This window comes from Roseiflexus sp. (genome assembly GCF_057785375.1).
The window spans coordinates 1-24,411 of record NZ_JBYNRX010000024.1; the positions used below are offsets into that span (position 1 = coordinate 1).

19 protein-coding genes are annotated in these 24,411 nt (G+C 61.8%); 6 read left to right on the top strand and 13 right to left on the bottom strand.

Annotation, left to right across the window (positions count from 1 at the left end):
* Positions 1–359: 359 nt before the first annotated feature.
* The gene (locus tag AC3EA7_RS04105; protein WP_488612761.1) at positions 360–1,409 is read left to right on the top strand and encodes a sensor histidine kinase; all 1,050 of its coding nucleotides are present in this window, start codon (positions 360–362) and stop codon (positions 1,407–1,409) included.
* A 5-nt stretch (positions 1,410–1,414) separates the two neighbouring features.
* Entirely contained in the window at positions 1,415–2,143 is a 729-nt protein-coding gene (locus AC3EA7_RS04110; protein WP_488612762.1) for a response regulator, read from the top strand.
* Positions 2,144–2,634: 491 nt separating this feature from the next.
* On the opposite strand, the gene AC3EA7_RS04115 is transcribed toward AC3EA7_RS04110, so the two are convergent.
* The 13 genes from AC3EA7_RS04115 to AC3EA7_RS04175 form a co-directional block, all read right to left on the bottom strand.
* Positions 2,635–4,398, bottom strand: a complete 1,764-nt coding sequence (locus AC3EA7_RS04115; RefSeq protein WP_488612763.1) for a peptide ABC transporter substrate-binding protein — start codon at positions 4,396–4,398, stop codon at positions 2,635–2,637.
* On the bottom strand, positions 4,391–4,750 hold the full coding sequence (locus AC3EA7_RS04120) for a helix-turn-helix domain-containing protein (protein ID WP_488612764.1): 360 nt from the start codon (positions 4,748–4,750) through the stop codon (positions 4,391–4,393). Before AC3EA7_RS04120 ends, AC3EA7_RS04115 begins: the two co-directional genes overlap by 8 nt.
* A gap of 82 nt (positions 4,751–4,832) precedes the next feature.
* Entirely contained in the window at positions 4,833–7,115 is a 2,283-nt protein-coding gene (locus AC3EA7_RS04125) for a PPC domain-containing protein (protein ID WP_488612765.1), read from the bottom strand.
* A 242-nt stretch (positions 7,116–7,357) separates the two neighbouring features.
* Positions 7,358–9,043: a cbb3-type cytochrome c oxidase subunit I gene (locus AC3EA7_RS04130; protein WP_488612766.1), complete on the bottom strand. Its 1,686-nt coding sequence runs from the start codon at positions 9,041–9,043 to the stop codon at positions 7,358–7,360.
* A gap of 168 nt (positions 9,044–9,211) precedes the next feature.
* Positions 9,212–9,718: a cytochrome c oxidase subunit II gene (locus AC3EA7_RS04135; protein WP_488612767.1), complete on the bottom strand. Its 507-nt coding sequence runs from the start codon at positions 9,716–9,718 to the stop codon at positions 9,212–9,214.
* A complete protein-coding gene (locus AC3EA7_RS04140; RefSeq protein ID WP_488612768.1) occupies positions 9,715–9,888 on the bottom strand; it encodes a hypothetical protein in 174 nt (57 codons plus the stop codon). The genes AC3EA7_RS04135 and AC3EA7_RS04140 overlap by 4 nt, the downstream gene beginning before the upstream one ends.
* A 159-nt stretch (positions 9,889–10,047) precedes the next feature.
* Positions 10,048–10,686, bottom strand: coding sequence for an SCO family protein (locus AC3EA7_RS04145; protein ID WP_488612769.1), 639 nt, complete (start codon positions 10,684–10,686; stop codon positions 10,048–10,050).
* Positions 10,687–11,467: 781 nt separating this feature from the next.
* The gene (locus AC3EA7_RS04150) at positions 11,468–11,785 is read right to left on the bottom strand and encodes a metal-sulfur cluster assembly factor (protein ID WP_488612770.1); all 318 of its coding nucleotides are present in this window, start codon (positions 11,783–11,785) and stop codon (positions 11,468–11,470) included.
* 25 nt (positions 11,786–11,810) lie between these two features.
* The gene (locus AC3EA7_RS04155) at positions 11,811–13,004 is read right to left on the bottom strand and encodes an ArsA family ATPase (protein WP_488612771.1); all 1,194 of its coding nucleotides are present in this window, start codon (positions 13,002–13,004) and stop codon (positions 11,811–11,813) included.
* A gap of 148 nt (positions 13,005–13,152) precedes the next feature.
* On the bottom strand, positions 13,153–15,546 hold the full coding sequence (locus AC3EA7_RS04160) for a S8 family serine peptidase (RefSeq protein WP_488612772.1): 2,394 nt from the start codon (positions 15,544–15,546) through the stop codon (positions 13,153–13,155).
* Complete coding sequence (locus tag AC3EA7_RS04165) at positions 15,524–15,787, bottom strand: hypothetical protein (protein WP_488612773.1); 264 nt, start codon at positions 15,785–15,787, stop codon at positions 15,524–15,526. The genes AC3EA7_RS04160 and AC3EA7_RS04165 overlap by 23 nt, the downstream gene beginning before the upstream one ends.
* Positions 15,787–17,442 (bottom strand): FAD-dependent thymidylate synthase, encoded by a 1,656-nt coding sequence (locus tag AC3EA7_RS04170; protein WP_488612774.1) that lies wholly within the window; start codon positions 17,440–17,442, stop codon positions 15,787–15,789. The genes AC3EA7_RS04165 and AC3EA7_RS04170 overlap by 1 nt, the downstream gene beginning before the upstream one ends.
* 57 nt (positions 17,443–17,499) lie before the next feature.
* Entirely contained in the window at positions 17,500–18,693 is a 1,194-nt protein-coding gene (locus AC3EA7_RS04175; protein ID WP_488612775.1) for an aminotransferase-like domain-containing protein, read from the bottom strand.
* Positions 18,694–18,919: 226 nt separating this feature from the next.
* Here AC3EA7_RS04175 and AC3EA7_RS04180 point away from each other — a divergent pair, with 226 nt between their 5' ends.
* The 4 genes from AC3EA7_RS04180 to AC3EA7_RS04195 all read left to right on the top strand — a co-directional run bounded on the left by AC3EA7_RS04180 (position 18,920) and on the right by AC3EA7_RS04195 (position 24,409).
* Positions 18,920–19,480, top strand: a complete 561-nt coding sequence (locus tag AC3EA7_RS04180) for a hypothetical protein (protein WP_488612776.1) — start codon at positions 18,920–18,922, stop codon at positions 19,478–19,480.
* 391 nt (positions 19,481–19,871) lie between these two features.
* Positions 19,872–20,141 (top strand): DUF5132 domain-containing protein, encoded by a 270-nt coding sequence (locus AC3EA7_RS04185; protein ID WP_488612777.1) that lies wholly within the window; start codon positions 19,872–19,874, stop codon positions 20,139–20,141.
* Between the two features lie 14 nt (positions 20,142–20,155).
* Positions 20,156–20,653 (top strand): HMA2 domain-containing protein, encoded by a 498-nt coding sequence (locus AC3EA7_RS04190; RefSeq protein WP_488612778.1) that lies wholly within the window; start codon positions 20,156–20,158, stop codon positions 20,651–20,653.
* 198 nt (positions 20,654–20,851) lie between these two features.
* Positions 20,852–24,409, top strand: a complete 3,558-nt coding sequence (locus AC3EA7_RS04195; protein WP_488612779.1) for a cation-translocating P-type ATPase — start codon at positions 20,852–20,854, stop codon at positions 24,407–24,409.
* The last annotated feature ends 2 nt before the right edge of the window (positions 24,410–24,411 follow it).

A 24,411-nucleotide genomic window follows, 5' to 3' on the forward strand; every position in this document is an offset into this window, starting at 1 on the left:
GTGAAAGGCCATAGGTGAAAGGCCATAGGTGAAAGGCCATAGGTGAAAGGCCATAGGTGAAAGGCCATAGGTGAAAGGCCATAGGTGAAAGGCCATAGGTGAAAGGCCATAGGTGAAAGGTGGGAAGGATTGCTCCGAGCGACTTGTCGCGAGCAAAGCGTGGCGGTTGAAAACGTAGCCGACCCTTGGGGTCTTGGCAGGAAGGGAGAAACGTTGCGCGTGTAGCAATAACGTCGATTGCAACCAATTCGACTCCATTTTGAACAAGAATTCACCACAAATAGACTAGAATTGTCATTCGATCTGCTGTATATTTGTGCTACACGATAAATATTGGCACAGCCGGCAGGCGCAGCGCTATGAATTCGCAGGAAGGTCCAGACGGGTCAACTGCTCTCCGCGAGGCGCGTGAAATCGTTGCCGAACAGTTAGAGCGTCTGCGAGCGCTTGCGGAGCGTGAGCGCGAGGAAACAGCAGCGCTCGCCGCTGCATTGCGCCAGGCGGAGCGGGAACTCGATGAGGTGACGCTCCAGTACCGCACAGCGGTTCAGCGGCGGCGTGCAAATGCCGAAGCGTTGAGCCGACGGGTGGCGGAACTGCGCGCGCGTGGTGACGCGCTCAGCCGCGAGGTGGATACACATCGCAGCGGGCTGCGACAGATCGAGTTGCTGATTCGCCAGATCGAAATGAGTAGTAGCGCATTGAGTAACACGGGAACGGGTGCGACCTCGGACCCATGGGCGCTGGCTTTGCGTTCACAGGTGATCCACGGGCGTGAGGAAGAACGGGTGCGTCTGGCGCGTGAAGTCCATGATGGACCGGCGCAGGTGCTCGCCAACTCGCTCATGTTGCTGGAAACGTGCTATTCTCTGGCGCAACAGCAAACCGGCGAGCACGCCGAAAAACTGGCGACGATGATCGGTCGTCTGCGCGATGCAACCCGTGAGGGATTGAGTGAGGTGCGTCGTTTCATTGCCAACCTTCGACCAGGGCAGGTTGCCGAACGTGGGTTAGTGGAGGCGCTGCGTGATTATTTGCGCACCTACGGCAACACCTACAACGTTCATGTGACATTTGAAGCCGATGCAGCGCCCCGACAGGCGGATGAGGTCGAGATTGTTCTGTACCGGATTGTCCAGGAAGCGCTTCAGAATGCTCACAAATACGCACGTGGCGCGCCGATCACGGTGCGTCTGATCCATCAACCAGACGCGCTGATCCTGTCGGTGCGCGATGAGGGACCGGGCTTTGATCCGCGCGAAGTAGCGCGCCGCACTGGAAAGAGCAATTGGGGATTGACGAGTATGCGCGAGCGGGCGGAATTGATCGGTGCACGGTTGACTGTCGCATCACGCCCGGGGCATGGAACAGAAGTGACGGTGGCGCTACCGTTAGAACAAACGGGGTGAAAGGTATGGAACAACGTATTCGTGTGCTGATTATTGATGATCACCCTCTCTTCCGTCAGGGTATCCGCTGGAGTCTGGAAGAGGCTGGTGACATGGAAGTGGTGGGAGAGGCGGAGAATGGTCAGGAAGCAATCAAATTGGCAGAACGCCTTTCACCGGATGTCGTTCTGGTCGACATCAATCTGCCCGGTTTGAATGGTCTGGAAGTAGCGCGCGTCATCAAGCGGCGCGAACCGCGGGTGGGTTTGATTGTCATCAGTGTGTACGAAGACGATGAACAACTGTTCCAGGCGATCAAAGTCGGCGCTGCCGCCTATTCATCGAAAGATGTGCATCCGCGCGACCTGGTGCGCATGATTCGCGAGGTCGCCCGCGGCAAGTACCTGATCAACGATAGCGTCATTGCCAAACCGCACGTCGCCACGCGCGTCCTCCATCAGTTCCGTGAACTCGCCGCCACCGAAGATGAACGCACCAGCGCCCTTTTCGCTCCACTGACGTCGCGCGAAATCGAAATCCTCGACTGTATTGCCCGTGGTCTGTCGAATAAAGAGATTGCTTCCCAACTGTCGATCAGCGGACAGACGGTCAAGAACCATATCACGTCCATCCTGTCGAAACTCCAGGTCAACGACCGGACGATGGCGGTGATCTATGCAATTCAGCGCGGCTGGATCCGCATGGGGTACGATGGGCATCATAGCCACGCGGTCGGCGAGAAGCGTTCGGGTTAGGGGTTATACTGACGTGCGGTCAGGCAGACAAAATGTTCGCGCGTTCGTTGGGCAAGGTGCAACGGTCAACGCGCACCGGCAGGCGTGTCGTGGAAGGCAGACTGCGCCCTGGCATCGGCTATCCACTTGTCCCTGTGCGGGCTGGACCGGGCGATGCCGGGTTATGTTCTCAAAAACCATTATTGACTTCACCGCAAAAAGCAACCACGAAGGTCACCAAGGGACACAACGGAAAGGCGCTTCATTTTTATTCCCCTTCGTGTACTTCGTGTCCTTGGTGGTTACTTCACCGCAAAAAGCAACCACGAAGGTCACCAAGGGACACAACGGAAAGGCGCTTCATGGTTCTTCCCCTTCTCGTGTCCTTGGTGGTGAAGCCTTTGTGCAGGGGACTCATGATTGTTCAAATGACCGTACAGAAATGTGTTGCCCACTGCCCACTGCCTGCTGCTCGCCGTCAGGGCGCCACACGGGACAGGCGGCAATCCCCTTCAACTTTCATCCGTCACATACCAGCGTTCGATGTTCCACAAATAATTCGGCGTCGTCAGGTTGAGCGGACTTTCTGGCGTTTTCACGCGCGGACTGCACGCCACCGGCAACCGATCCGCCCAGAGAAACAGATAGGGACGCAAGAACGCCACCCGTTCCTGCGCACGCCGGATCGCCTGCTCTCGTTCCTTCAGGTCGTACAACTGCCGTGCAGCGCTGGCCTGCTCGTCGTAGACCGGATCGCTGAACCCGACAAAGTTCAATGCAGGGCGCATATCCGCAGTCCCCTGATTGATCTGACTCGAATGAAACAGGGCAAAATCGTCGGGATCGTAGAACATATAATCGCCAAAATCCGGGTCGGCGACGCCATTGATCCAACTGCCGAGGAGCAGGTCGAAATCGTAGGGTGGCGCGTATTTTGAACGAATGACCGTTGCAAAGTCGGCAGGCTGCACCACAATGTCCATCCCGATCTGTTCGGCGGCGCCGGCGATCAACTCCGCAGCGCGCACCCGGCGCGGATCGTCGGCGCGCACAAAGAGTTGGGCCGTCAACGTGATTCCGTCCTTCTGACGAACGATCCCGTCGGGCGACAACTGCCATCCCGCCTCATCGAGCAGCGCGCGCGCCCGTTCCAGGTCCACCGTTGCGGCTGGCGGCGGCGTCAAATCCGCCCAGGCGCCAGGAGCGACGCTGCTGCCGATGATCATGCCCTGTCCATCGGTCGCTTCCTGCACCACGCGCGGCAGATCGATGGTGAGCGCCAGGGCCTCGCGTAGCCGTGGATCGCTGAAGATGCGGTTGGGCCGCAGGTTGAATGCGAGAAAATAGTAGCCATTTTCGGCATATGCGCCGGTTTGCGCCACGGGCGCCGTTTCGGTAATGGCGCGTCCCTCATTCCACGGAAGTTCCGCCAGCAGTAACTGACCGTCTCGCAGCGCAGACGCCGCTACCCGCGCATCGGGCGCCACCACGAACACCACCCGGTCGAGCAGCGGTGCGCCACGGTAAAAGGACTGATTTCTCGCCAGTGTGATCGCTACGCCCGGTTCACGCTGCTCCAGACGGAACGGACCGCTGCCAACCGGCACGTCCCAGGCATTGAGGCTCTTCAGGCTTCTGCCGCTCAGCGCATGGCGCGGCAGCACCGGCACGGTCAGCAGGCTGAAGATCGGCGCATACCGTTCATCAAGGCGCACGACCACGGTATTGGCGGTTGGCGCCGTAACCTCTGTAATGCGTTGCAATCCGGTGAGCAGCGCCGTCTCTGGTTCGAGGGAGCGCAGCGCATTCAGGGTGAACACGATATCGTCTGCTGTCACCGGTTGTCCGTCATGCCAGACCGCATCATTCCGCAGCGTAAATGTAATCACTCGGCCATCAGGAGACGCCGTCCAGTTGGTGGCCAGATCCGGCTGTGGCGCAAGCGTCTCGTCGAGGCGCGTCAAACCGCTGTAGAGCAGTGTGAGGATTTGTTCCTCGCCACGATTGCGCGGATGCCAGGGACGCAGGTCAGGAATATCGGCAGCCAGCCGGATCGTGAGATTGCCGCCGTGTGGCAGGGCAGTCGCAGTTGGCGGCGCTACGGTTGGCGCGAGGATCGGAGTGTCGGCAGGCGCCGGAGGTTGTTCTGGCGCCCCGCAGCCGGTGAGCAACGCCAGCATTGCCATGGCGACGAATACGCCGGCGCTGAACCATTGGCGCAACGGCGACCGGAACAGTGAAACGGAACGCGCTTGCAACGATTGTGAATTACTCACGGGGCAGATTCTGCTGCTCACGCAGGAACAACATGAACGCGCGCGCCATGCGCTGATGGTCAGGAGAGAGCGCGTCATACAGGGTCAGGAAAGCCTCGCGGTCGCGGTGAACCGCCGAGAACTTATACCCGTCGGCAGCCGTGGCTTCGCTCAGCAATTCGAATGCGGTCGTGCGGAACACCGCCGCAAGCGCCTCGATCTCCGCGATCCGGGCGCTGCTCTGACCATTTTCAATGCTGCTGATATAACTGCCGCTCACGCCAATGCGCCCTCCCAATTCCGCCTGGGTCAATCGATCACGCTGGCGTTTGCGCTTGATAACTTCCCCAACACGTTCGTTGAACGATGGCATGGGTCTCCTCAGAACGTTCGATGCTTCGCAATCGCGTGGCGTTCTCCCCTGGTTTCTGGCAGGAGGATCGTCCGGGAGAGCGTCAGGGCAGTGGACTGCCATAGCGCCAGAGGTAGTAGTGCTGACCGGCATTCCCCATTTGCACCCGCCAAGCAGGTTGCTCATCAGGCGTATACGTCAGCACCCGGCGCTCGAACAACTGCACAAGCACATCCCGCTCGACGCCGCCGATCCGCGCACGCACCCAGTACGCTTCGCTGATCGGATGCCCGACGACTGCAACCCAATCCATCACCCGACTGTTGCGATACACCCCATTGTCGTACACAACCCCCGGCGCTGTCAAATAGTCCCAGAACACGCGCGGAATATTGTGCCCGGTCTCGCCAACAAACCGCACCATACGCGTCTCTGCGCGGGCAGGCTGGTTCGACGATTGCACACTTCCATCCGCCAGCAACCTCTCGGTCGCCGGCAGACCCGTGCGATCGGCAACTGGCGGCGTGAGACCGGTAAATGCCGCATATCCGGGCGTGTGGGTGTTATCCAGGTCGCCAACCACGGGGATGGCGGATGGTTGATGCGGCGCATACTCATTGTCGCCAACCTGCACCTGCCCTGCAACCATTTCCACCACGAGCAAACCAGCCGTCACGAAGGCAGGCATTGCGCGCGCCTGGCGCGGATCATTGATTTCCAGGCGCCCTTTGTCGAAGTAGAGCACCTGACGCAGACCGGTTTCGGATTGGGCATACGGTTCACTGCGCGCCAGGCGCGGCGCCGGGCCCCAGATCCAGGCGCGTTGGGCGCGTCCTGCCGTCACCGGCAGATCAACCCGTTGCCAGATAGCGATGAATGCCGGATCGATCTGGCGGGCAATCGGTTGAGCGCCAGACAGCGCCACGATCATTTCGCCGCCTGAGTCCGCAACCAGTTCCGGCGTCGCCTGTGACGCCATGCCAGCCTCGATCAGCGGCTCAACGTCCTGCGCCAGCGGAACGACTTCGATGGCCGCCTGTGGCGGCGCCGGCAGGATATCCGGCGGGGGGGCGCATGTTGGTTGCTCGACCGGGCACGCCTTCAATGTCAAATCATAGCGGATAAACATCCCGCCGATGTCGCCGACATTCTTGATCTGAGCATAATAAATGCCATCGGCGGAGGGGGTGAAGCGCACCAGCGAGTCGAGCGTGGTTCCGCCTTCGATATTGTTGTTCGAGTCGATCAACGTGATGGCGTCGCGTCCAAACAGGAAGAGCAGCGTATCGGCGCCGGGCAGGATGCCATTGGCATCCGCAGGCGCATATGGTCTGGTATTCGTGTAAAGATAGTAGGTATACCCCGCAAGTGCAAAGAACTTCACCCAATCCGCATCGCCATTTGGGCAGAGGAGTCGGCTGCGCTGCGTCTCGTTCTGATCGATCTGTCGCGCCAGTTCCGGCAGCCCGTCCTGTTCATAGATGTCGTTGCAGAGCGATGAGACGAACGGCGGGAAGGGACCGTAACTCTCACCGCGCACAATAATCGTGTAGCTGAGATCGGCGCCGCCAATGCCCAGCGTATCGCGCACCCGCACATAGAAGAACCCATTGGTCGGCGCGCGGAACGACTGGATCAGCGGGCGCGTGTCGGTCAGAGTTTGGGTGCCGCCGCGAAACGGAAAATCATCGTTCGAGTCGATAATCCGGCGGTTCGAGTCATACAGTTCGAGCGACAGATCGAGCCCGGCATCCATTTCGGGAATATCGATCGAATAATACTTGCCGGCGACCGCGCCGAACTTATACCAGTCTTCGTCGCCGATCGTGCAGATGCCGTGTCGTTCGGCGCGATCCACCAGGATCAGCGAGGCGCTATCGAAATCATTTCCCGGATCGGACAATTCGGGGCATGCAGATATTGGCGGCGTTCCCGGCGCTGGCGCGGTCAGCGTCACCTGAATCACCGCCTCTGCCGTCAGGTTCGGCGTCACGTCCGTTCGCGTAGCGCGCACCGTCACCGTGCGCACGCCGTTAGGGGTATTCGGCGGAATAATGATGCGAATGGGAATGACTGCCGATGTCGTCGCCTGATTGACCGCAATCGGCTGTGCAACCGTCGTACTGACCTGCCAGCCGTTCGGTCGCTCGGGGAAGGAAATCGTGAACGTCGCCGCCACCGTATCATCGTTGCGCAGACGAAAATCGTTGACGACCAGCACCGTGTTGTTTGGCGTCTGATTCGTAACCGTATAGGCGCGCGAGGCGGGCTCCCAGCGGAAATCCTGTGGTGCGGCGGCAAGGCGGGCTGGCGCGGCAATGGCAGAGATCGAGACGATGAACACAAACAGCAGTGTGGTCAACGGTCGAAGATACAGACGTATCACAGCAATTTCCTTGATCGAACAGGAGAAGATACAGCCCGCGCCACGGATGAGGAGACTACCGCGATTATAGCATACGGAAAACGTGTGTCAAGAAATAAAGATGCGGACAGCGTAAGGGCAGGTCTCAGACCTGCCCTTACGCTGCGCCACTTCCCATTGATCTCTTTCGCCTTCGCCGGCCGTCTGGCGCTCGTGCGCAGATCAAGGCGACCCGTGCCATCTCCGAACATCGTTCGTATCTATCACCACGAACGCAAGCCGGGGATAAACTGCATTTCCGACACCAGCCGGATCAACGTCGGCGTATAGTTGATCACGATCAGGGCGAACGCAATTACCAGCCAGGGCTTGAAGTTATCCAGTACTCGCGGACCGTCCTCTGGACCAGACACGGCGCGCGCGAAGGGGACCATCGGGACCGCGTCTTTCTTCCCGGCAGTAATCGTCAGCATCATGTTGAGGTAGTACAGAATGGCGCTGACGAACATGATCAGCGCGCCGATCGCAATGATGGGCAGAAGCGGTTCCCATTCGGGATGCAGTTCGCGCATGGCGCCAATCGCGGTGCGCCGCGGCATGCTCAGCAGACCCAGCGTGTGCATCCAGTGCGAGAAAATACCCATGCCGACGAACCAGGTCCACGCCTGCACCAGCGCCATTGTCGGACTCCACAACTTTCGCCCGGTGAGGTGCGGCACCAGCCAGTAGGTGATGCCCATGAAACTGAGCGTCACTGCTGTACCGACCGTCAGGTGGAAGTGTCCTGAAATCCATGATGTGTTATGGACGACCAGGTTGATATTGTACGACGCATTGATCAACCCGCCGGCGCCGCCAAAGGCGAACAGGATCATCGCCAATACCTGTGTGGTGAAACTCGGTTCACGCCACGGCAGGTTGAAGACCCACACCAGCCACCCCTTGCCGCCGCGCGCCCGCCCGCCGTTCTCGAGCGACGCCACGACGTTGAAAAACGTCAGCAAACTGGGGAAGAAGACGCCGAAGGTGAAGATGGCGTGCACCAGTTTCCAGATCTCGCTAATGCCGGGGTCGGTGTACTGATGGTGCATCCCGATCGGCGTTGAAAGGATCAGAAACAGAATGAACGACACGCGCGCCATCGGGTCGCTGAACAACCGCCCCCCCGCCTGCTGCGGCACGAAGTTGTACCACGAAATATAGGCGGGCAACAGCCAGAAGTAGACGATCGGGTGCCCGGTGAACCAGAAGAGCGTGCGCGCCAGCACCGGGTCGGTTCCCGGAACCAACCCCAGCGACCAGGGAATCAGCAGGAACAGCATCTCCGCCGCCACGCCGAAGGTACAGATCACCCACATTGTCATCGTGACGATCGCCATGAATGCCGGGAGCGGGATGCGTGCCGCAGGATTGGCGGCGCGCCACCGCCGCAGCATCATCACCTGGTTGATGAGCAACAACCAGGTGCCGACGACCACCAGCGTCAGACCGATGTAGAACAGCGGATCGGCTTTGAGCGGCGGATAGAAGGTGAACAGAACGGTTGCATTGTTGAGCAACAGCGGCAGCGCCGCAATGAGCAAACCGCCGGTCATGACGCCGAACGTCGTCCAGCCGAGCGCGCGGCTTGCCAGCGGGATGCCGAGCGACCGCGAGGTGACGAACGTCAGCCAGCCGATAATGAAGAATGTGGTGAAGACCAGCACATTGAGCACGCCGTGCAACGCCAATCCCTGGTAGTACCCGCCGCGCAGGATTGGCGAGATCGGCTTATACAGGTCGATGCCGTTGTACTGGAGCGCCTGCATAACGCCGAACAGACCGCCGATCGCCAGGGCAATGAATGCAATCAACAGGTTCAGACCCGTCAGGCGATACTCGGTGGCAAACACGCCGACCTCGGCGCGTTCAGCGGCGACAGAAACGCCAGAAACACGCGCTGTAGCCATACTTGCTCCTCAATCCAGGTTGCCGCACGCAAATGTGGCAGGCGGCAGACACACAATGAACCATTTCTCTGCTTGTCCTGACAGGGATCGTTGGCTGAGCCGGTCGAAGCCGGCGCTCGCCGGAGGTATTCGAGCCGGTCGAAGCCGGCGCTCGCCGGACAGTCGATGCTAACGATTCGCCGAAGCCGTCTTCGCCGGTGTGACAATCAGCTTGCCTACCATCAGATGATGCCCCGCGCCGCAGTATTCGTGGCAGTAGATGTAATACTCCCCCGGCGTGTCAAATGTGGTTGTCATCCGTGAAATCTGTCCAGGAATGACCATCATATTGATTGGCGACTTCTCGATCTTGTAGCCGTGAATAACATCACGGCTGGTCACGATGAACGTCACCTTTGAGCCGGCGGGAATCTCAATCTCTCCAGGCGTGAAATTGAACAACTGCGCAATGACCACTGCTTCATAGCGCCCTGGCGCCAGTTCGCGCAGCCCCGGCTGATCGAACGGCGCCGTCGTGCTGAGCGCCTTCGGATCGACGCGCCCCACATTTCCCGGCACTGTGATGCCCACAGCGAATGCCGTGATCACAATCGCAACCAGAAATGCGATTGGCACTGCAACACTGGGAAGAATCCACGCGACCTCGAAAAGATACCCCAGGTATTTCTGGTTCATGATCCCCCCCTCACGCCGCCATTCGCCAGCAGCTGCAGATACACCTGGATCCACAGCCCGGCAAGGATCGCCAGGTACGTCAACGTGATCAGCAATGCGCCTCGCGGCAGTTCGTGGTTCTCGTGTTCTTCCATTTCTTCCCGATGCTCTGTGACTGGCTGTTCGGTCATAGACCCGGTTCCCTTCTAGTGTTTGCAATGATCACCTGATATGAGCGACGTGCAACGTATCTGCGGGCATTGCGGTGCAATACCCCTACGTGCCGTCATCCATACCTCCTGCCCGCAACAGGCGACCTGTTCGCCTCTGCTTCTCTCACCTCTCGCCTCTCACCTCGGATAACAGACGAAGATGTGCGCCGCTTCATAGATGGGTCGCGCTGCAGTGCTGCTGTTCGCCTCCTGTTCGACCAGCCTGATGTCGCGCAGGACGATCGCAGGATCGAGGCGCGTCCCGTCGTACTCGGCGCGCAACAGACCGGTTTCATCCACCAGCACGACACGCTGATCGACGAGGTCGATGGCCTCGCCGTTCACCCGGTAGTAGACGCCGTACTCGCCGCCGATCAACTGTTTGAGTTCACGGGCGGAGCCGGTCAGGAACATCCACTCCGGCGCCGCAACATTCAGACGCGCGGCATAGGCGCGCAGCACCGGCGGCGTATCGTGATCGCCGTCCACGCTGATCGTCATCAGGCGCACCTGCGTTCCCAACCGACCATCAGCGCGCAGGGCGTCAGCCAGGGTCAACAGGCGGCTTTCCATTGCCGCGCACCGCTCACCGCAGCGCGTATGCGCAAAATTGATTAGAAGCACGCTGCCGCGCAGATCGGTATCGCTGACCCAGCGACCATCCTGGTCAGTCAGCATAAACGTGGGCGCTTCGCTGATCCGCGGCAACACCTGAATGGGACGGGCGATGACAAACCAGAGGATGAGAATGACCAGGACAATGAAGGATGCAGCCACACCGTACAGTGCTCGTCTGATCCAGCGCGTCGGTGGAGGAGAACTCGCAACCGGGCGAACGCTCCCCGAAAGAGACGTGGCGCTGACCTGCGGCGGTGAAGAATGCATTGCGCGCCTCAACAGTACTAGAGAGCGACGAACGTTCTTCGTGCTTCATGGCACAAAGTTCATGGAGAGTATAGAGCGGGAAAGGCGGTTGCGGAGTTATGAACCCGCAACATCTGGTTAGGGGGCGTTTACTGGAGGGGAAGCGGAGCGTATTCGGAAGTATCGTCAGGTGGGCGAAGGCATTGCCTTCGCCCAACCAATTGGCTTTGTCCGACGCGCTCTCAGACTCACCCGTCTTTGAGTGACACCAGGTGGCGGTCGGTCAGACACGATGTTCGCGCATTCGTTGGGCAAGGCGCAACGGTCAACGCGCACCGGCGGGCATGTCGTGGATGCAGACTGCGCCCTGGTATCAGCCCTGGCGGTGCGCACGGTCGAACCGCGTTCTCAATCCGCCCGGCGGCTGAAGCCGCAGGCTACGGTTGCCAAGCCCGCGCAGGTGGGCTTCATCGGGCGATGCCGGATGATGTTCTCAACAACTATGATGGTCCAAAGGACCGCGCCTGAGTATCAGCAGCCCCGGCGGGGCTTTCACTTGCGGTGAGCATGGTCGAACCGCGTGTGGTGAGCATAGTCGAATCGCGTCTTCAGCGAGGGCTTTCGCCCGCAGCGGACCGGCGCGCTGCAGCGCACGCCGGCAATATTGAACCGATGACCGCGCATGAGTTTGAGATCAGAAGAACCCCAACTCCTCGCGCGCTTCTTCGCTCATCATTGAGGGGTTCCAGAACGGCGTCCACACCAGGTTGATCTGCACATCTTCCAGGTTGCTGTACACCTGATTGAGGCTTTCGATCTCGCGCTTCGCCTGGGTGAGGATCTGCGGTCCGGCAGGGCACGCGGGGGTCGTCAGAGTCATATCGACCACCACGCGCCGACCGCCATTTTGAATATCGACGTTATACACCAGGCCCAGGTTGACGATATCCATCCCGATTTCGGGGTCATACACATTCTTGAGCGCGCTGCGCACCAGCTCTTCCGTAATCATATGCCATCACTCCATGCTATCGTCTCTATCCACCCGCAGAAGCCGCCGTCGGCTCAACGGCTTCCGGTGTGCCGAAGCGCACTTCGAGCACTCCCTCACGGAACACCGCGCGCTTCGCCGGTCGCTCCGCAAGCGTCAGCGGCAGGATCATATCACGCTTGAAATTGCCGATTGCGACAAACAATTCGTCGCCGCGTTTGGTGATCGACACTTTGCCGATTTCGACGTGTGGCAGCGGCAGGCGCATAATGTATTCATCGCCGTCGCGCACAATTTCTTGCGTCGTGCCACGGAAGAAGACCTTCGTCGGGTCTTCGTCTTTGAACATATCGCGCCCGACCTGCGAAAGGTCTTTGATGCCCCGGATGTCGTGCGGATAGTGCGGCGCTTCCCAGATGGGCAACGGCGCGAACAGGTCGTGCACCATTTTGCGGTACGACGACTGCATCTCGTACAGACGCTCCATGAACTCGCCGGCGACCGCGTTGCGCGGCAACACCCGATTGAGCACCACGCCATCGACGGGATAGCCGAACAGCGCCAGGTACGTCGCTGCGCGCTGCGCTTCTTTGATGACCATACGCTCCGGGTTGACCACCAGGCGGTACGAACTGACGTCCGGGTCGGTCAGCATCTGGCGCAGCGCCTCGACCCCTTTCGTCAGCCGGTCGAGCGTCTCGAATGCATTGGTTGCCGGAATCAGGGCGCGCACCAGCGGTTTGGCGACGCTCTTGGTGCCGGGGTCCCAATCCATGACCCGCGCAGCATACCACTGGAACGTCTCCGGCATGGTCAGCAGTCGAATGGTTTCACCGGTCGGCGCAGCATCGACGATCACGGTGTCGAAGTTGCCGTCGCGCGCCTGACGCCGGATGTGAAGCAGGCTGACGACTTCCTCCATGCCAGGGATGATCGCCAGTTCTTCCGACGCCACATCACTGACGCCGCGACGTTTGAGCAACCCTGCCAGGTAGTTGCGCAACTCGCCCCAGTGTTGCCGTACCTCTTCGAGTACGTTGATTTCCTGCCCCCAGAGTCGGTCGGTCAACTGGGTCGGCTGTGGTCCCAGCGGATGATCGAGCGCATCCGCCAGGCTGTGCGCAACATCGGTACTGACTACCAGCGTGCGGTAGCCAAGTTCGGCGGCGCGCACCGCAGTCGCCGCCGAGGTGGTTGTTTTGCCGACGCCACCCTTGCCAAGATACAGTATCAGACGCATGACACCTCGTGTGCGCAATGGAACTGGAGCGGCGGCGCGCGCCCGCGCGCCCAGAGTCGCACGTTTGCCGCACAGTCGCAGCGGCGAACGCCTCGTCCTCTCCTCACTACTACGCTATATGAATTGTAAAGGTTGCGCGCTATGACTGTCAAATCTCGCGGGCGGCGCGCACCGCCCGATACGCATTGATGATGCCGGCGCCGTACCGAATCGCCAGGTTTGTTGAACGGTCGTTGACCGCACATTGCGCCAGCGCCGCCCCTTCCTGCGGCGCCGGTTGCGCAGTTGCGCGCAGAGTCGCTTCCGTGCGTTCAACATCGCCGATCAGCGCCGGGTTTGCCGACCACATCAGTGCAACCGCACCGGTGACGTGGGGGGCGGCGATCGAGGTGCCGCTGCCGGTCATGTAGCCGCTTCCCGGCGCTGCGGCGAGCACGTCTGCGCCTGGTGCGGCAATGTCTGGCTTTATCCGCCCGCTGCCATCCGCCAGCACAGGACCGATACTGCTGAAAGGGGCGATGATGCGATTGCTTTGCACCGCGCCCACGGTCAAGACCGCGTCATAGAGCGCCAGGGGCGCATTCAAACTGCTGCATGCCGGTCCATCGTTGCCGGCGGCAGCAACGGTGACCATGCCCGCAGCGCGCAACGCCTCGGCGGCAGGCAGGAGCGTGTTCGGATCACACCCTTCCAGGTCTTGCGGGCATCCCCAGGAGTTGTTGGTCACATCGGCGCCAAGCGCCGGATCGCCGTCGCGCAACGGGTTGCCATCCGGCGGGAAGGGCGCCAGCATAAACTGCATGCAATCCAGGTAGCGCGCCGCACTTCCCACATTGCGCGCCAGGTTGACGCACGCGATCCAGGCGGCGTCGGGCGCGACCCCAACGCGATTGCCGACCGCTGCGCTCAGGGTAAACGTGCCGTGCCCGCTGTAGTCCACCGGTTCCTTTGTGTCGCCCCACGGATCGTACCAGTTGTAGTCGTGCACAACTGTGCCATCCGCGCGCGCGCCCCGGTAACTGTCGCGCAATTCGGGGTGATCCCACTGCACTCCGCTATCCATCAGCCCGATCACGACGCCTTTGCCGCGCACGCCCAACTCGTTCCAGACGCGGTCGGCTTCGATCATGGTCAGGTTCCAGGGCGGTTCGTCGGGTGCGGGCATAGCGCCGCTGCTCGCTTCCAGTGGTATGGGAAGCGGACGCAGCACCGGATTAGGGACGACCCGATCCACCTCTGGTCGCATTTCCAGCCACAGGCGCACCAGCATGCCACCCTCGACTTCCACGGCGTTCATCAGGTAGTAGGGGCGATGCCAGATGCCAAATCGGGAGAGATCGTCGCGCAGTCGGCCCTGTGTGGCGTCGGCGTGGCGCACGAGGGTTTCGTACACAGCCCGCCGCCGCGCCTGGTAATCGTCGATGGATGCCACGGCGGACAGGTCTGCCTGATCCTTCAGAATGACGAACAGCCGGTCGCCGTGCAATCCAGGTTGCCCGACGCCGCCATACACCGCGGCGCCCGCCAGCCAGAGCGCCGCAGCGCCAGCGACGCCGATCTGCGGCGCACGCTCCGCCGCCCGGCGCAGCAGCGGCATCACGCCCGACAGCATCAGCGCCAGCAGTGCGCTGACCCCAGCCGCGCTCATCGCCCAGGCGATCCCTTCGCGTCCCTGCGTCAGCAATTCAATATGGAGCGTATCCGGGTCGGCGAACAGCAGCGGCGGCGCAATCGCCAGCGCAACGAACAGCGCCAGCGCCCGTGAGCCAGGAGCGTATCCGCGCCGGACGCCGGCAACCGCACCCGCCAGCCACCCCAGCGCTGGCAGCAGCGGCAGCAGCAGCAACGCCTGCCCGGCGACGCCGATATTCCAACCCAGGATCAGGAGGAGCATCCCGACCACGACGCCGCCCACAAACAACCCCGGACCGTCCGGATCGGCGGGGAGCGGACGCAGATAGACCCGCGTTGCAAGCAGACTGGCTGCCGCGCCGAACAATCCGGCGGCGGCAAGCCCGAGCAGGATGTCGAGCAGCGATCCGAGTGCGCCCCATGCCAGCCAGGGGAGCGCCAGCAGCGCCGCAGCACCGGCCGCGAGCCATGCGCCAGCCCGTCCGGTTCTGGTTCGCTGCGCCGGGAAACGCCAGCGCACCACGAACCAGAGTGCGCCAAGGTACGCCGCCATCAGCGCCACACGTGCGGCAGCAGCAATCTGCGCCTCAGACGATGGCAACAGGGTCGCCGGGATCATCAACCACGTCAGCGGCAGCGCCAGCAACCAGGCATGCAGCGCCGCGCACATCCGCGACGCGCGCATGAACGCCAGCGCCCCCAGGAAGAGCAGACCGAAAAACAGCGCGGCAGTCGGCATGATGATAGCGCCGGCAATGCGTGCATTCGCGAACGGCGCCGCGATCAGCGCCAGCCCTACCGCGCCGCACGCTGCCGTGACAATGACGACCAGCGCTGCCAGCAGACAACCGGCGCCGGATTGGCGCGGAGCGGATGGATGCTGGGTATCAGGGGTGTGGGTCATAGGCATGGTCGAATCTTTCCGCCTGGCGGCTGAAGCCGCGGGCTATGGGTGCGACGCCCGCCTGCGCGGGCTGCCACGATCCCCGCCCGGCGGTCTCCCCGCCTGGCGGCTGAAGCCGCGGGCTATGGGTGCGGCGCCCGCCTGCGCGCGCGGGAAAGCGTCGGCGCAGGTCGACGCCCGGCGCGCACGCGCCCCAAGGCGCGGTTTCAACCGCCAGCCAGGGTGTGCCGATTTTATGTAAGAACATCACCCTTGCTCCAGTCGCCGCCGTTTCTCGTCGAGGCGACGCTCGGCATCGAGACGTTCGAGCGCGTACTCATTCATGTCAACGAACCGCATGCCTTCCGCCAGCAGCGGATGCACGGCAGCAATCTGGCGATACATCTCCTGAGCAATCCGCCGATAACCGGGGTGACCCTGCGGTGCGCTGCGCAGTTCGCACAGATGATAGGCTTCGCGCAGCGTGAGCGTGACACGCCAGCGCACGCGATAGGCGAACGGAACAGCATACTGCGCCTCCTCCGGCAGATCGGCGGCGATGGCTTCGACCGCTGCTCCCGCCTGTTCCAGCGCCGCGCGAAACGGCTCGCCCAACCCGTACTCGTCGATTTCCGGCGGCACAACATAGCCATGCTGCACGCCAAACCGCTGTCGCTCCTGGGTCAACATCCGGTGGCGTTGGAGATCGCGGTAGGCGCCAATATCCGCCAGCAGATCGAACGTGTAGCGCGCTTCCTCGAATGCGCGCCCCGGACGGTGGAAACGACTGCCGCGCATGCCAGTATATGCGCGGATCAGGCTGGCGCGTTCATCGGCGGTCATGGCGTCTGCCACTGCGCGCACTTCTGCGAGCGGCGCATTGAGATGCGGGTAGAGAATGGCGGCGACAACCCGCGCCTCGGCGTCGGGATCGAACGACACGAGCGTCACCGATGCGGCGTCGTTCGTCAGCGGAATACCCTCACGCAGCCGATGGGCAATCATATCTGTCAGCGCCTGCGTCTGCTGACGGGTGTCGCGCAGATACGCCTGGTTCGCTCTGCCGCGTTCGCTCTTGGCGCGCTTGACAAACGACGGAATCTGGTCATCGAGCGCGCGTTGCAACGCCGCTGCCAGCGATTGCAGTTCTGCAAGCGGCGATGCGTACAGCTTTGTCAGTAGATGCTCAAATGCACGACCATTGCCAAACAACCCGACGTTGGTCAATGTCGCCATCGGCAGCAACCCGCGCAGCAGATCGAACATCCTGGCGCGGGTGGCGCTCGCATAGGCGCGTTCCGAAACGCCTTCGTCACGGGGAGCATGCGCGCGAACAGCAGCCAGAGTCGGTTCGATCAGCGCGGAATAGGTATCGAACAGGCGGTCCATCGCCGTTTCATAGGCGGAGGCATGGCGCGACGCCATAATCGTCGCTTCACGGAGGTAGCGGTACCGTCCTTCGACCTTGCGATTGAACGCGACGTAGCGAGTCGATTTTTCGAGCGGACTGATGCCGATCCGGTTGTCTTCGAGCGCCTTGGCGGCAATATTGCTGACCCCTTCGCAGGCGACGTGCGCGCCGCCCAGCTCCGCGACCGAGTCATCGCCGTAGCCGATCAGGACGCGCTCATAGAACGCCTCGGCGCGATGCACGGCGACGATCTGATGCGCGGCGGCATCGGCGCTGAGCGCCACGATTGCCTGGAAGTCGGCTTCGGGCGCCTGAATGAACTCATCGAGCAGGATGCGGCGCAGGCTCTTGTCGGAACGGCTGTAGCGCGAGAAGAGCGCGCCGCGCACCACATCGGGCAGGTTGCGCAGACCAAAGACCGGCGCATCGACATCAGTGACGAACGGCGCCAGCAGCGCGCGCTCCGCGTCACTGAACCGGTCGCCCCATGGATCGCTTGCGGTTGATTCCACGTGGTTCCTCCTGCTGGCGGAGAGGTTACGGTGCAACGTCTCTGCCTGGACGGGATTTCAGGCGATCGTGCGAAACGCCGCGCCGATGCGCGCGATGCCGTCTTCGATCTGCTGATGCGGCACAAAACTGAACGACAGGCGGAAGGCGTCATCACCCTTGCCATTCGCATAGAAATGCGTTCCTGGCACGAAGGTGACGCCATGTTTCTCCGCCTCGGCAAGCAACGCGGTTGCGCTCAGCCCCTGCGGCAATCGTACCCAGACGAAGAACCCGCCCGCGGGCTTTGCGACACGCACCTCTGAAGGCCAATCACGTGCAATTGCCGCCAGCATCAGGTCGCGCCGCGCCCGATACGCCGCGCGCAGTTCGGCGATATGCCGCTCCAGGCGTCCATCGGCGCAGTACCGCTCGACCATGCGCGTCAGGAACGGACCGCTCGACCCTTCGACTTTGAAACTTGCCAGACGCTGGATGATTTCGTGGTTGCCGCATGCCCACCCCATACGCAACCCTGGCGCCAGGATTTTCGAGAAGGTGCCGACCTGCAACACCCACCCCTCGTGATCGAGTGCGGAGAGGCGCGGCGGCGGCGGGTTCTCGAAGTAGAGATCGCCATATGCGTCGTCTTCGACGATCAGAACGCCATACTCCTTTGCCAGCGCCACCAATCGCTGCCGTCGCTCTAGCGGCATCAGCGTACCGCTCGGATTGTGGAAAGTCGGGATCGTATAAATGAACTTGGGGCGCTCACCGCGTTGTGCCAGATCGCGCAACGTCGCTTCGAGATCGTCCACATTCATGCCCTGATCATCGACATCGACGGTGATCAGGCGCGCACCTGCCAGCGCAAAATGCCGCACCGCGCCCATAAACGTCGGTCCCTCGACAATCACGGCATCGCCGGGGTCGATGAACACCTGCGGCAGCAACGCCAGGACCTGGCTGGAACCATAGGAAATCAGCACATTCCCTGGTTCGGCCGGAGTTCCCTGAGCGCGCAGACGATTCGCCACAAACTGCACCAGACCAGGGTAGGTTGGCGCGTAGTTCAACCCCTCAGCCGCATCTTCCGCCAGCACCTCGGCAGTAGCGGCAAGGAGATCGTCGGTTGGGAACAGTTCTGGCGCGGCAAAGCCATACGCCAGCGTAATCAGATCGCCCTCGTGTTCGGGCCAGATCTGAGCAGGGGCAAGCGTCTTCGCCCGCGTGGCGTACAGGTTGCTCAGGGCAGACGCGGAAGCGGCGGACATGGATGGCTCCTTCGTTGTCAGGCAGTGTCGCTCTCATGATACCAGAAGAAGCGCCGACCATTTCGCGCCACGCCGAAAACCTGTCGGACAGCCTTTTCATTTGTAACGCAGTGTGTTATGATCCTTGACGCTGGTCGTACAATAAAAGTGGTAATTATACGCGCCACGGAGGCGCATCGCGCATCAGCCTCCGCCGCGCGTCACTGCCAGACGGCAGAGGCTCTCAATGGAACTCCTTCCCGCACCTCGCACATTCGCCTACCGCATCGACGACCACGACCGCATTATTTTCTTCAACGACGAGTGGCTTGCCTTCGCACGCGAGAACGATGGCGCGCACCTCACCCCCGCCCATGTCTGGAGCCGTCCGCTCTGGAAATTCATCAGCGACCCGGAAACACGCCATCTGTATCGGCTGATCCTGAGCCGGGTCCGTCGTGGGAAAGCCATTACTGTTCACATGCGCTGCGACTCGCCAACTGCGCGTCGGGTCATTGAGTTGCAGATAGCGCCGCTCCCGGATGGCAGCGTCGATTTCAACAGCCGGATCACCCATGAAGAGGCGCGCGAGTACGTGGCGTTGCTGGATGCCAAACAGGAACGATCGGCCGATATTGTGTCGGTCTGTAGCTGGTGCAAACGGGTGCATGTCCCCGGCGAGGGGTGGTTCGAGGTCGAGGAAGCGATTGATCTCCTGCGTCTGCCTGAACGTGCCCCGCCGCCGCAACTGGTGAATATGATCTGCTACGAGTGCTACCGGAGTGTGATCGACAGGTTGTTTGGCTAGAGCGCGTCGAAAAAGTCGATTGGGTGGGCGAAGGCGCTGCCCTTGCCCGCCCAACCGCATCTCATACTACCTTGCAGTCAGTCAGACAAGATGTTCGAGCGCCCGATTCGCACGGCGCAACGACCCGCAATGCGCACCGGCAGTCGTGGACGCTGACGCGCCCTGGCATCAGCAGCCCCGGTGGGGCTTGCACTCGCCTCAGCGCGGGCTATAGCCCGCAGCCGCCAGGCATCCTGCCGTCCGCCCCGGCAGTAGTGTACGAATAACCGCACATTAGTATCATGAGGCGAGTTTGCCGACAGACTCACATAGGTCATTGCGTTTGGCGGAATGCCCGATTCACGGCTATAATATCGACACGCGCATTGACGTACTGATTGAGGAATACACCGTGGCTGACACGCGAAGCCTCCTGACCGGTATGGCGCTTGGCATCGGCGCGACTCTCGCCGCACGCGACGTCCTGCCGTTGCTGGCGCCGCTTGCCCGCCCTGCACTCAAGCAAGGAGTGAAGGCGGCAATTCTCGGCTATGAGCGCAGCCGCGAAATGGCGGCGCTGCTCGTCGAAACGCTCAGTGACATTGCAGCGGAAGTGCAGGTCGAACTGCAAACCCAGGGCGCTGCCGGGCAGGCGCCGACGGATGTGCGTATTGAGTCGTGAGGAAGGGCGCTCCTATGCTTCCCGTCGGTTATGTGGCGCATCGTATCGGGGGGCGTGTGCGCCTGCGCATCCCGGCGCGCAAGGGCGATACCGCCTATTTCGCGCGCGTCGAACGGGAACTGGCTGCATGCGCGCGCGTCGGGTATGTCGAAGCCAACCCGCTGACTGCCAGCATTCTGTTGCACTACAGCGGTACGAATGATGACCTGCGACGCGATGCAGTCGCTCTCGGATTGTTCGTGATCGAAGAGATGCCGCTGGCTGCCAATCCGGTGTTGAGCGCTGCGACTGCGCGTATCGATCAGCTTGATCGCATGCTCCAGCGAACATCGAATGGCTCGTTCGACCTGCTCGAAGTGGCGTTCGTCGGACTGGTCGGCGCCAGTATCATTCAAACGCTGCGTGGTCAGGCGCTGGGACCGGCAAGCACGCTGATGGCGCACGCACTGGCAATTCTGGCGCTGCACCGCGCCCGTCGGTTGGACCATGACCGCAGTTCTCGATCAGGTTGACGCGATAGATGTCAGGTTCGTCGGGTAGGCGAAGGCATTGTCTTGTCGATTGCGCCAATGTTCTTCGTTCCGCGCAGCATCGCCGATGGCAGGTTCGTCGGGTAGGCGAAGGCATTGCCTTCGCCTACTCAGCCACACGTCACGTGGCAATTTTCGGATAGCCGCTTAGCCGATGCGCACATTGTGCGTGTTATCTTCATGACAACGACAGACCGTGCGATCCAGCCTTCCTCATCTCCAGCCGTCCTGGGAGTTGCCGATCTCCTGCCTGTTCTCGAAACGGCGTTTGCGAGGGGCGGCACCTTTCGCGATCTGCTGGTTGCGTTGAGCGCGTGCAGATCGTGCCTGATCTCTGGTGCGGCGTTGCGTGAAGCGCTTGATGCCTGCAATGTCCGGCAGGCGCTCGATGAGTTCCTGCCCTATCCACAGGTGGTCGAGTCGCTCGATGCGGTTTATGTCACGCGGATCGACGACCGGCCGGCCATCGAACTCCATTTTGCTCAACCGCACGCTATTCCCCAGAGCACTCCCATCGGCACGGTGACCGTTCATGTCGAACAAACGCTGACGTTGACCATCGATGAACGCGGCGATGCAACACTGAAACCGGGCGATATGCGGCTGCGCTGGCTGGGGATGACCGAACCCCTGCTCGTGCGCCTGCGCCGCATCGAGGGACCGCAGGGCGCCCAGGATGTGGTGCAGGTGTCTGCCGGTCATGTGTTGAGCCAGACGACGCCTCTGTCGCTGCTGACCATTCCGGCAGCGCCTGTCCGTGAGATGGTTGCGCCGCCCCCGCCGCCCGCCCCCGCCGCTCCGCCGATGACCGTCACGGTTATCGTCGTTCATCAGTTGCCGGGACGGGTTCGTTTGCGCCCTGCTGGGCTGCATCGGAACCCGGCGCTGAAAGCGCGCATCGAGCGACGCCTGGCGTGTCAACCTGGTATTCGCAGTGTCTCGGCAAACACACTGACCGGCGCCGTTCTCGTTCACTTCGACGCAACACTGAGCGTCGAGGAAGTGCAGGCGCGCCTGGTCCGCGTGCTCGTTGGCGCCGATGAAGCCGATCAGCCACAACCGCAGCACCCCTGGCACACCATGCCCGTTGCAGACGTTGCGCAGATCCTTAGCGCTTCACTGAACGACGGGCTGGATCCGGCAGTCGCCCGGCAACGGCTGCACGAACTCGGCGCCAATACCCTCCCCGATATCCACCGTCGTTCGATATTCAGCATGCTGCTCGAACAGGTCAGCAGTCTGCCGGTGGCGCTGCTGGGGGCTTCGGCGATTCTCTCGATTGCGACCGGCGGTATTGCGGATGGGGTTGTCATCCTCAGTGTGGTGCTGATCAATGCCGGGATTGGCTTCTTCACCGAACATTGGGCGGAAAAAACCATTGCCGGGCTCAGCCGCGGCGCCAGACCGGTGGCGCGCGTGATCCGCGCTGGCATCGAGCACGACCTGCCGGGAGAAGAACTGGTGCCGGGTGATGTGATCGTGCTGAAACGCGGCATATCGGTCCCTGCCGATGCGCGCCTGATTGAAACCGATGATTTGACGGTCGATGAATCGGCGCTGACCGGCGAGAGCATCCCGGTCGTCAAGCGCGCCAATGTGGTGCTGGGACGTGAGATGCCGCTCGGCAGCCGGATCAACATGGTCTATCGCGGCGCTACCGTCACCGGCGGCGGAGGGCGCGCGCTGGTCGTTGCAACCGGCGCCGCCACCGAAGTCGGGCAGATCCAGCGGATGCTCGCTGAGACGGAACAGCCCGAAACGCCATTGCAGCGGCAACTCAGGGTGCTGGGCAGCCAGCTGGCGCTTCTGTCGCTCGCCATCTGCGGCGGCGTATTCGTCATTGGTCTGATCCGCGGTCACGGCTTTCTGATGATGCTCAAAACGTCGGTGTCACTGGCAGTCGCTGCCATTCCCGAAGGATTGCCGACGGTCGCCACCACCACGCTGGCGCTCGGTCTGCGGCGGCTGGAGCGCCAGAACATTCTTGTGCGCCGTCTGGTTGCGGTGGAAACGCTCGGCGCCGTGCAGGATGTCTGCCTCGACAAAACCGGCACGATCACGCGAAACCAGATGACGCTCCTGGCGGTCTTTGCCGGGATGACCCTTTACCGCCACGAAGAGGCGACCTTCCGGCGCGACGGGGATAGCGCTAACGGCGCGCGCACGGGCGAACTGACCTATCTGCTGCAACTGACAGCGCTGTGTAGCGAAGTGCACATCGAGATGAGCAATGGCGAACCCCGCTTGCAGGGAACGCCGACCGAAGTTGCACTGGTGCAGGCGGCGCTCGATGCCGGCATCGACGTGGTTGCACTGCGCCAGCGGCATCCGTTGCTGCGCACACAACCGCGCAGCGAACAGCGCGGATACATGGTCACGTGGCATGCCGATGGCGACGGTGAATTGCTGGCGATCAAAGGGACGCCCGATCAGGTGCTGGCAATGTGCGATCGTCACCTGTGCAACGGTGTGGTGCAGCCGTTGCTCGAACGTGACCGGGTGCGGATTGTGACCGAAAATGAGCGCATGGCGGGCCAGGCGCTGCGCGTGCTCGGCGTTGCTTACGCCTATGGCGCTGATCCGCCCGAAGAACGACGCAACCTGATCTGGGTGGGGCTGGCAGGCATCGCCGACCCGCCGCGCCCTGGCATGCGCGAGTTGATGGCGCGCTTCCGCGCTGCCGGTCTCCACCCGATTATCGTGACTGGTGATCAGAGCGCGACCGCCCATGCGATTGCCCGTCAGATCGGGTTACGCCACGATGGCCGCCTGGAAGGGCTGGACGCTGCGCAACTCGAGCATGTGCCGCCTGATGTGCTCCGCTCGCTGGCGCAGCGGATCGACATCTTTTCGCGCGTCAGCCCGGCGCACAAACTGCGCATCGTCCAGGCGCTCCAGCGCGCCGGGCGTGTCGTTGCGATGACCGGCGACGGCATCAACGACGGTCCGGCGTTGCGCGCCGCCGACATTGGCATCGCCATGGGGCGCGATGGCAGCCAGCTGGCGCAGGAAGTCGCCGACATCGTCGTCCGCGACGACAACCTGCAAACGATCATCGTCGCCGTGGAGCAGGGGCGCGCAATCTACGACGACATCAAAAAAGCGGTCCATTTCATTCTGGCAAGCAATACCAGCGAGATCGCGGTGACGTTGATAGCGACCGCCATCGGGGTAGGCGAACCGTTCAATCCGATCCAGTTGCTCTGGATCAACCTGGTGACCGACATTTTCCCCGAACTGGCGCTGGGTGTCGAACTGCCCGAAGCGGATGTCATGACGCGCCCGCCGCGCGATCCGCACGCGCCGATGTTTGCGCGCGCCGATCTACGGAATATCGGATTCGAGGGCGGATTGCTCTCGGTGAGCACGCTGATCGCCTATGGGATTGGATTGTCGCGCTACGGTCCCGGACCGCGCGCCAGTACGCTGGCGTTCTCCGCGATTACGACAGCGCAGTTGCTCCATGCCCTCAGTTGCCGTTCGGAACGCCATAGCATCTTTGAACGTGGAGCATGCCCGCCCAATCCCTACATACCCCTGGCGGTTGGCGGCGGCATTGGTCTTCAGGCGTTGACGACGTTCCTCCCCGGATTGCGCAGCATTCTTGGCACAACGCCGCTTGGACCGCTCGATTGGGCAATTGTGGCGGGTGCTGCAATTGCGCCGTTAGTTATCAATGAAATCAAGAAGGAGATCATTCGCTCCCATATCCAGGAGGAGCCACACGAGGAGGGGTGAGG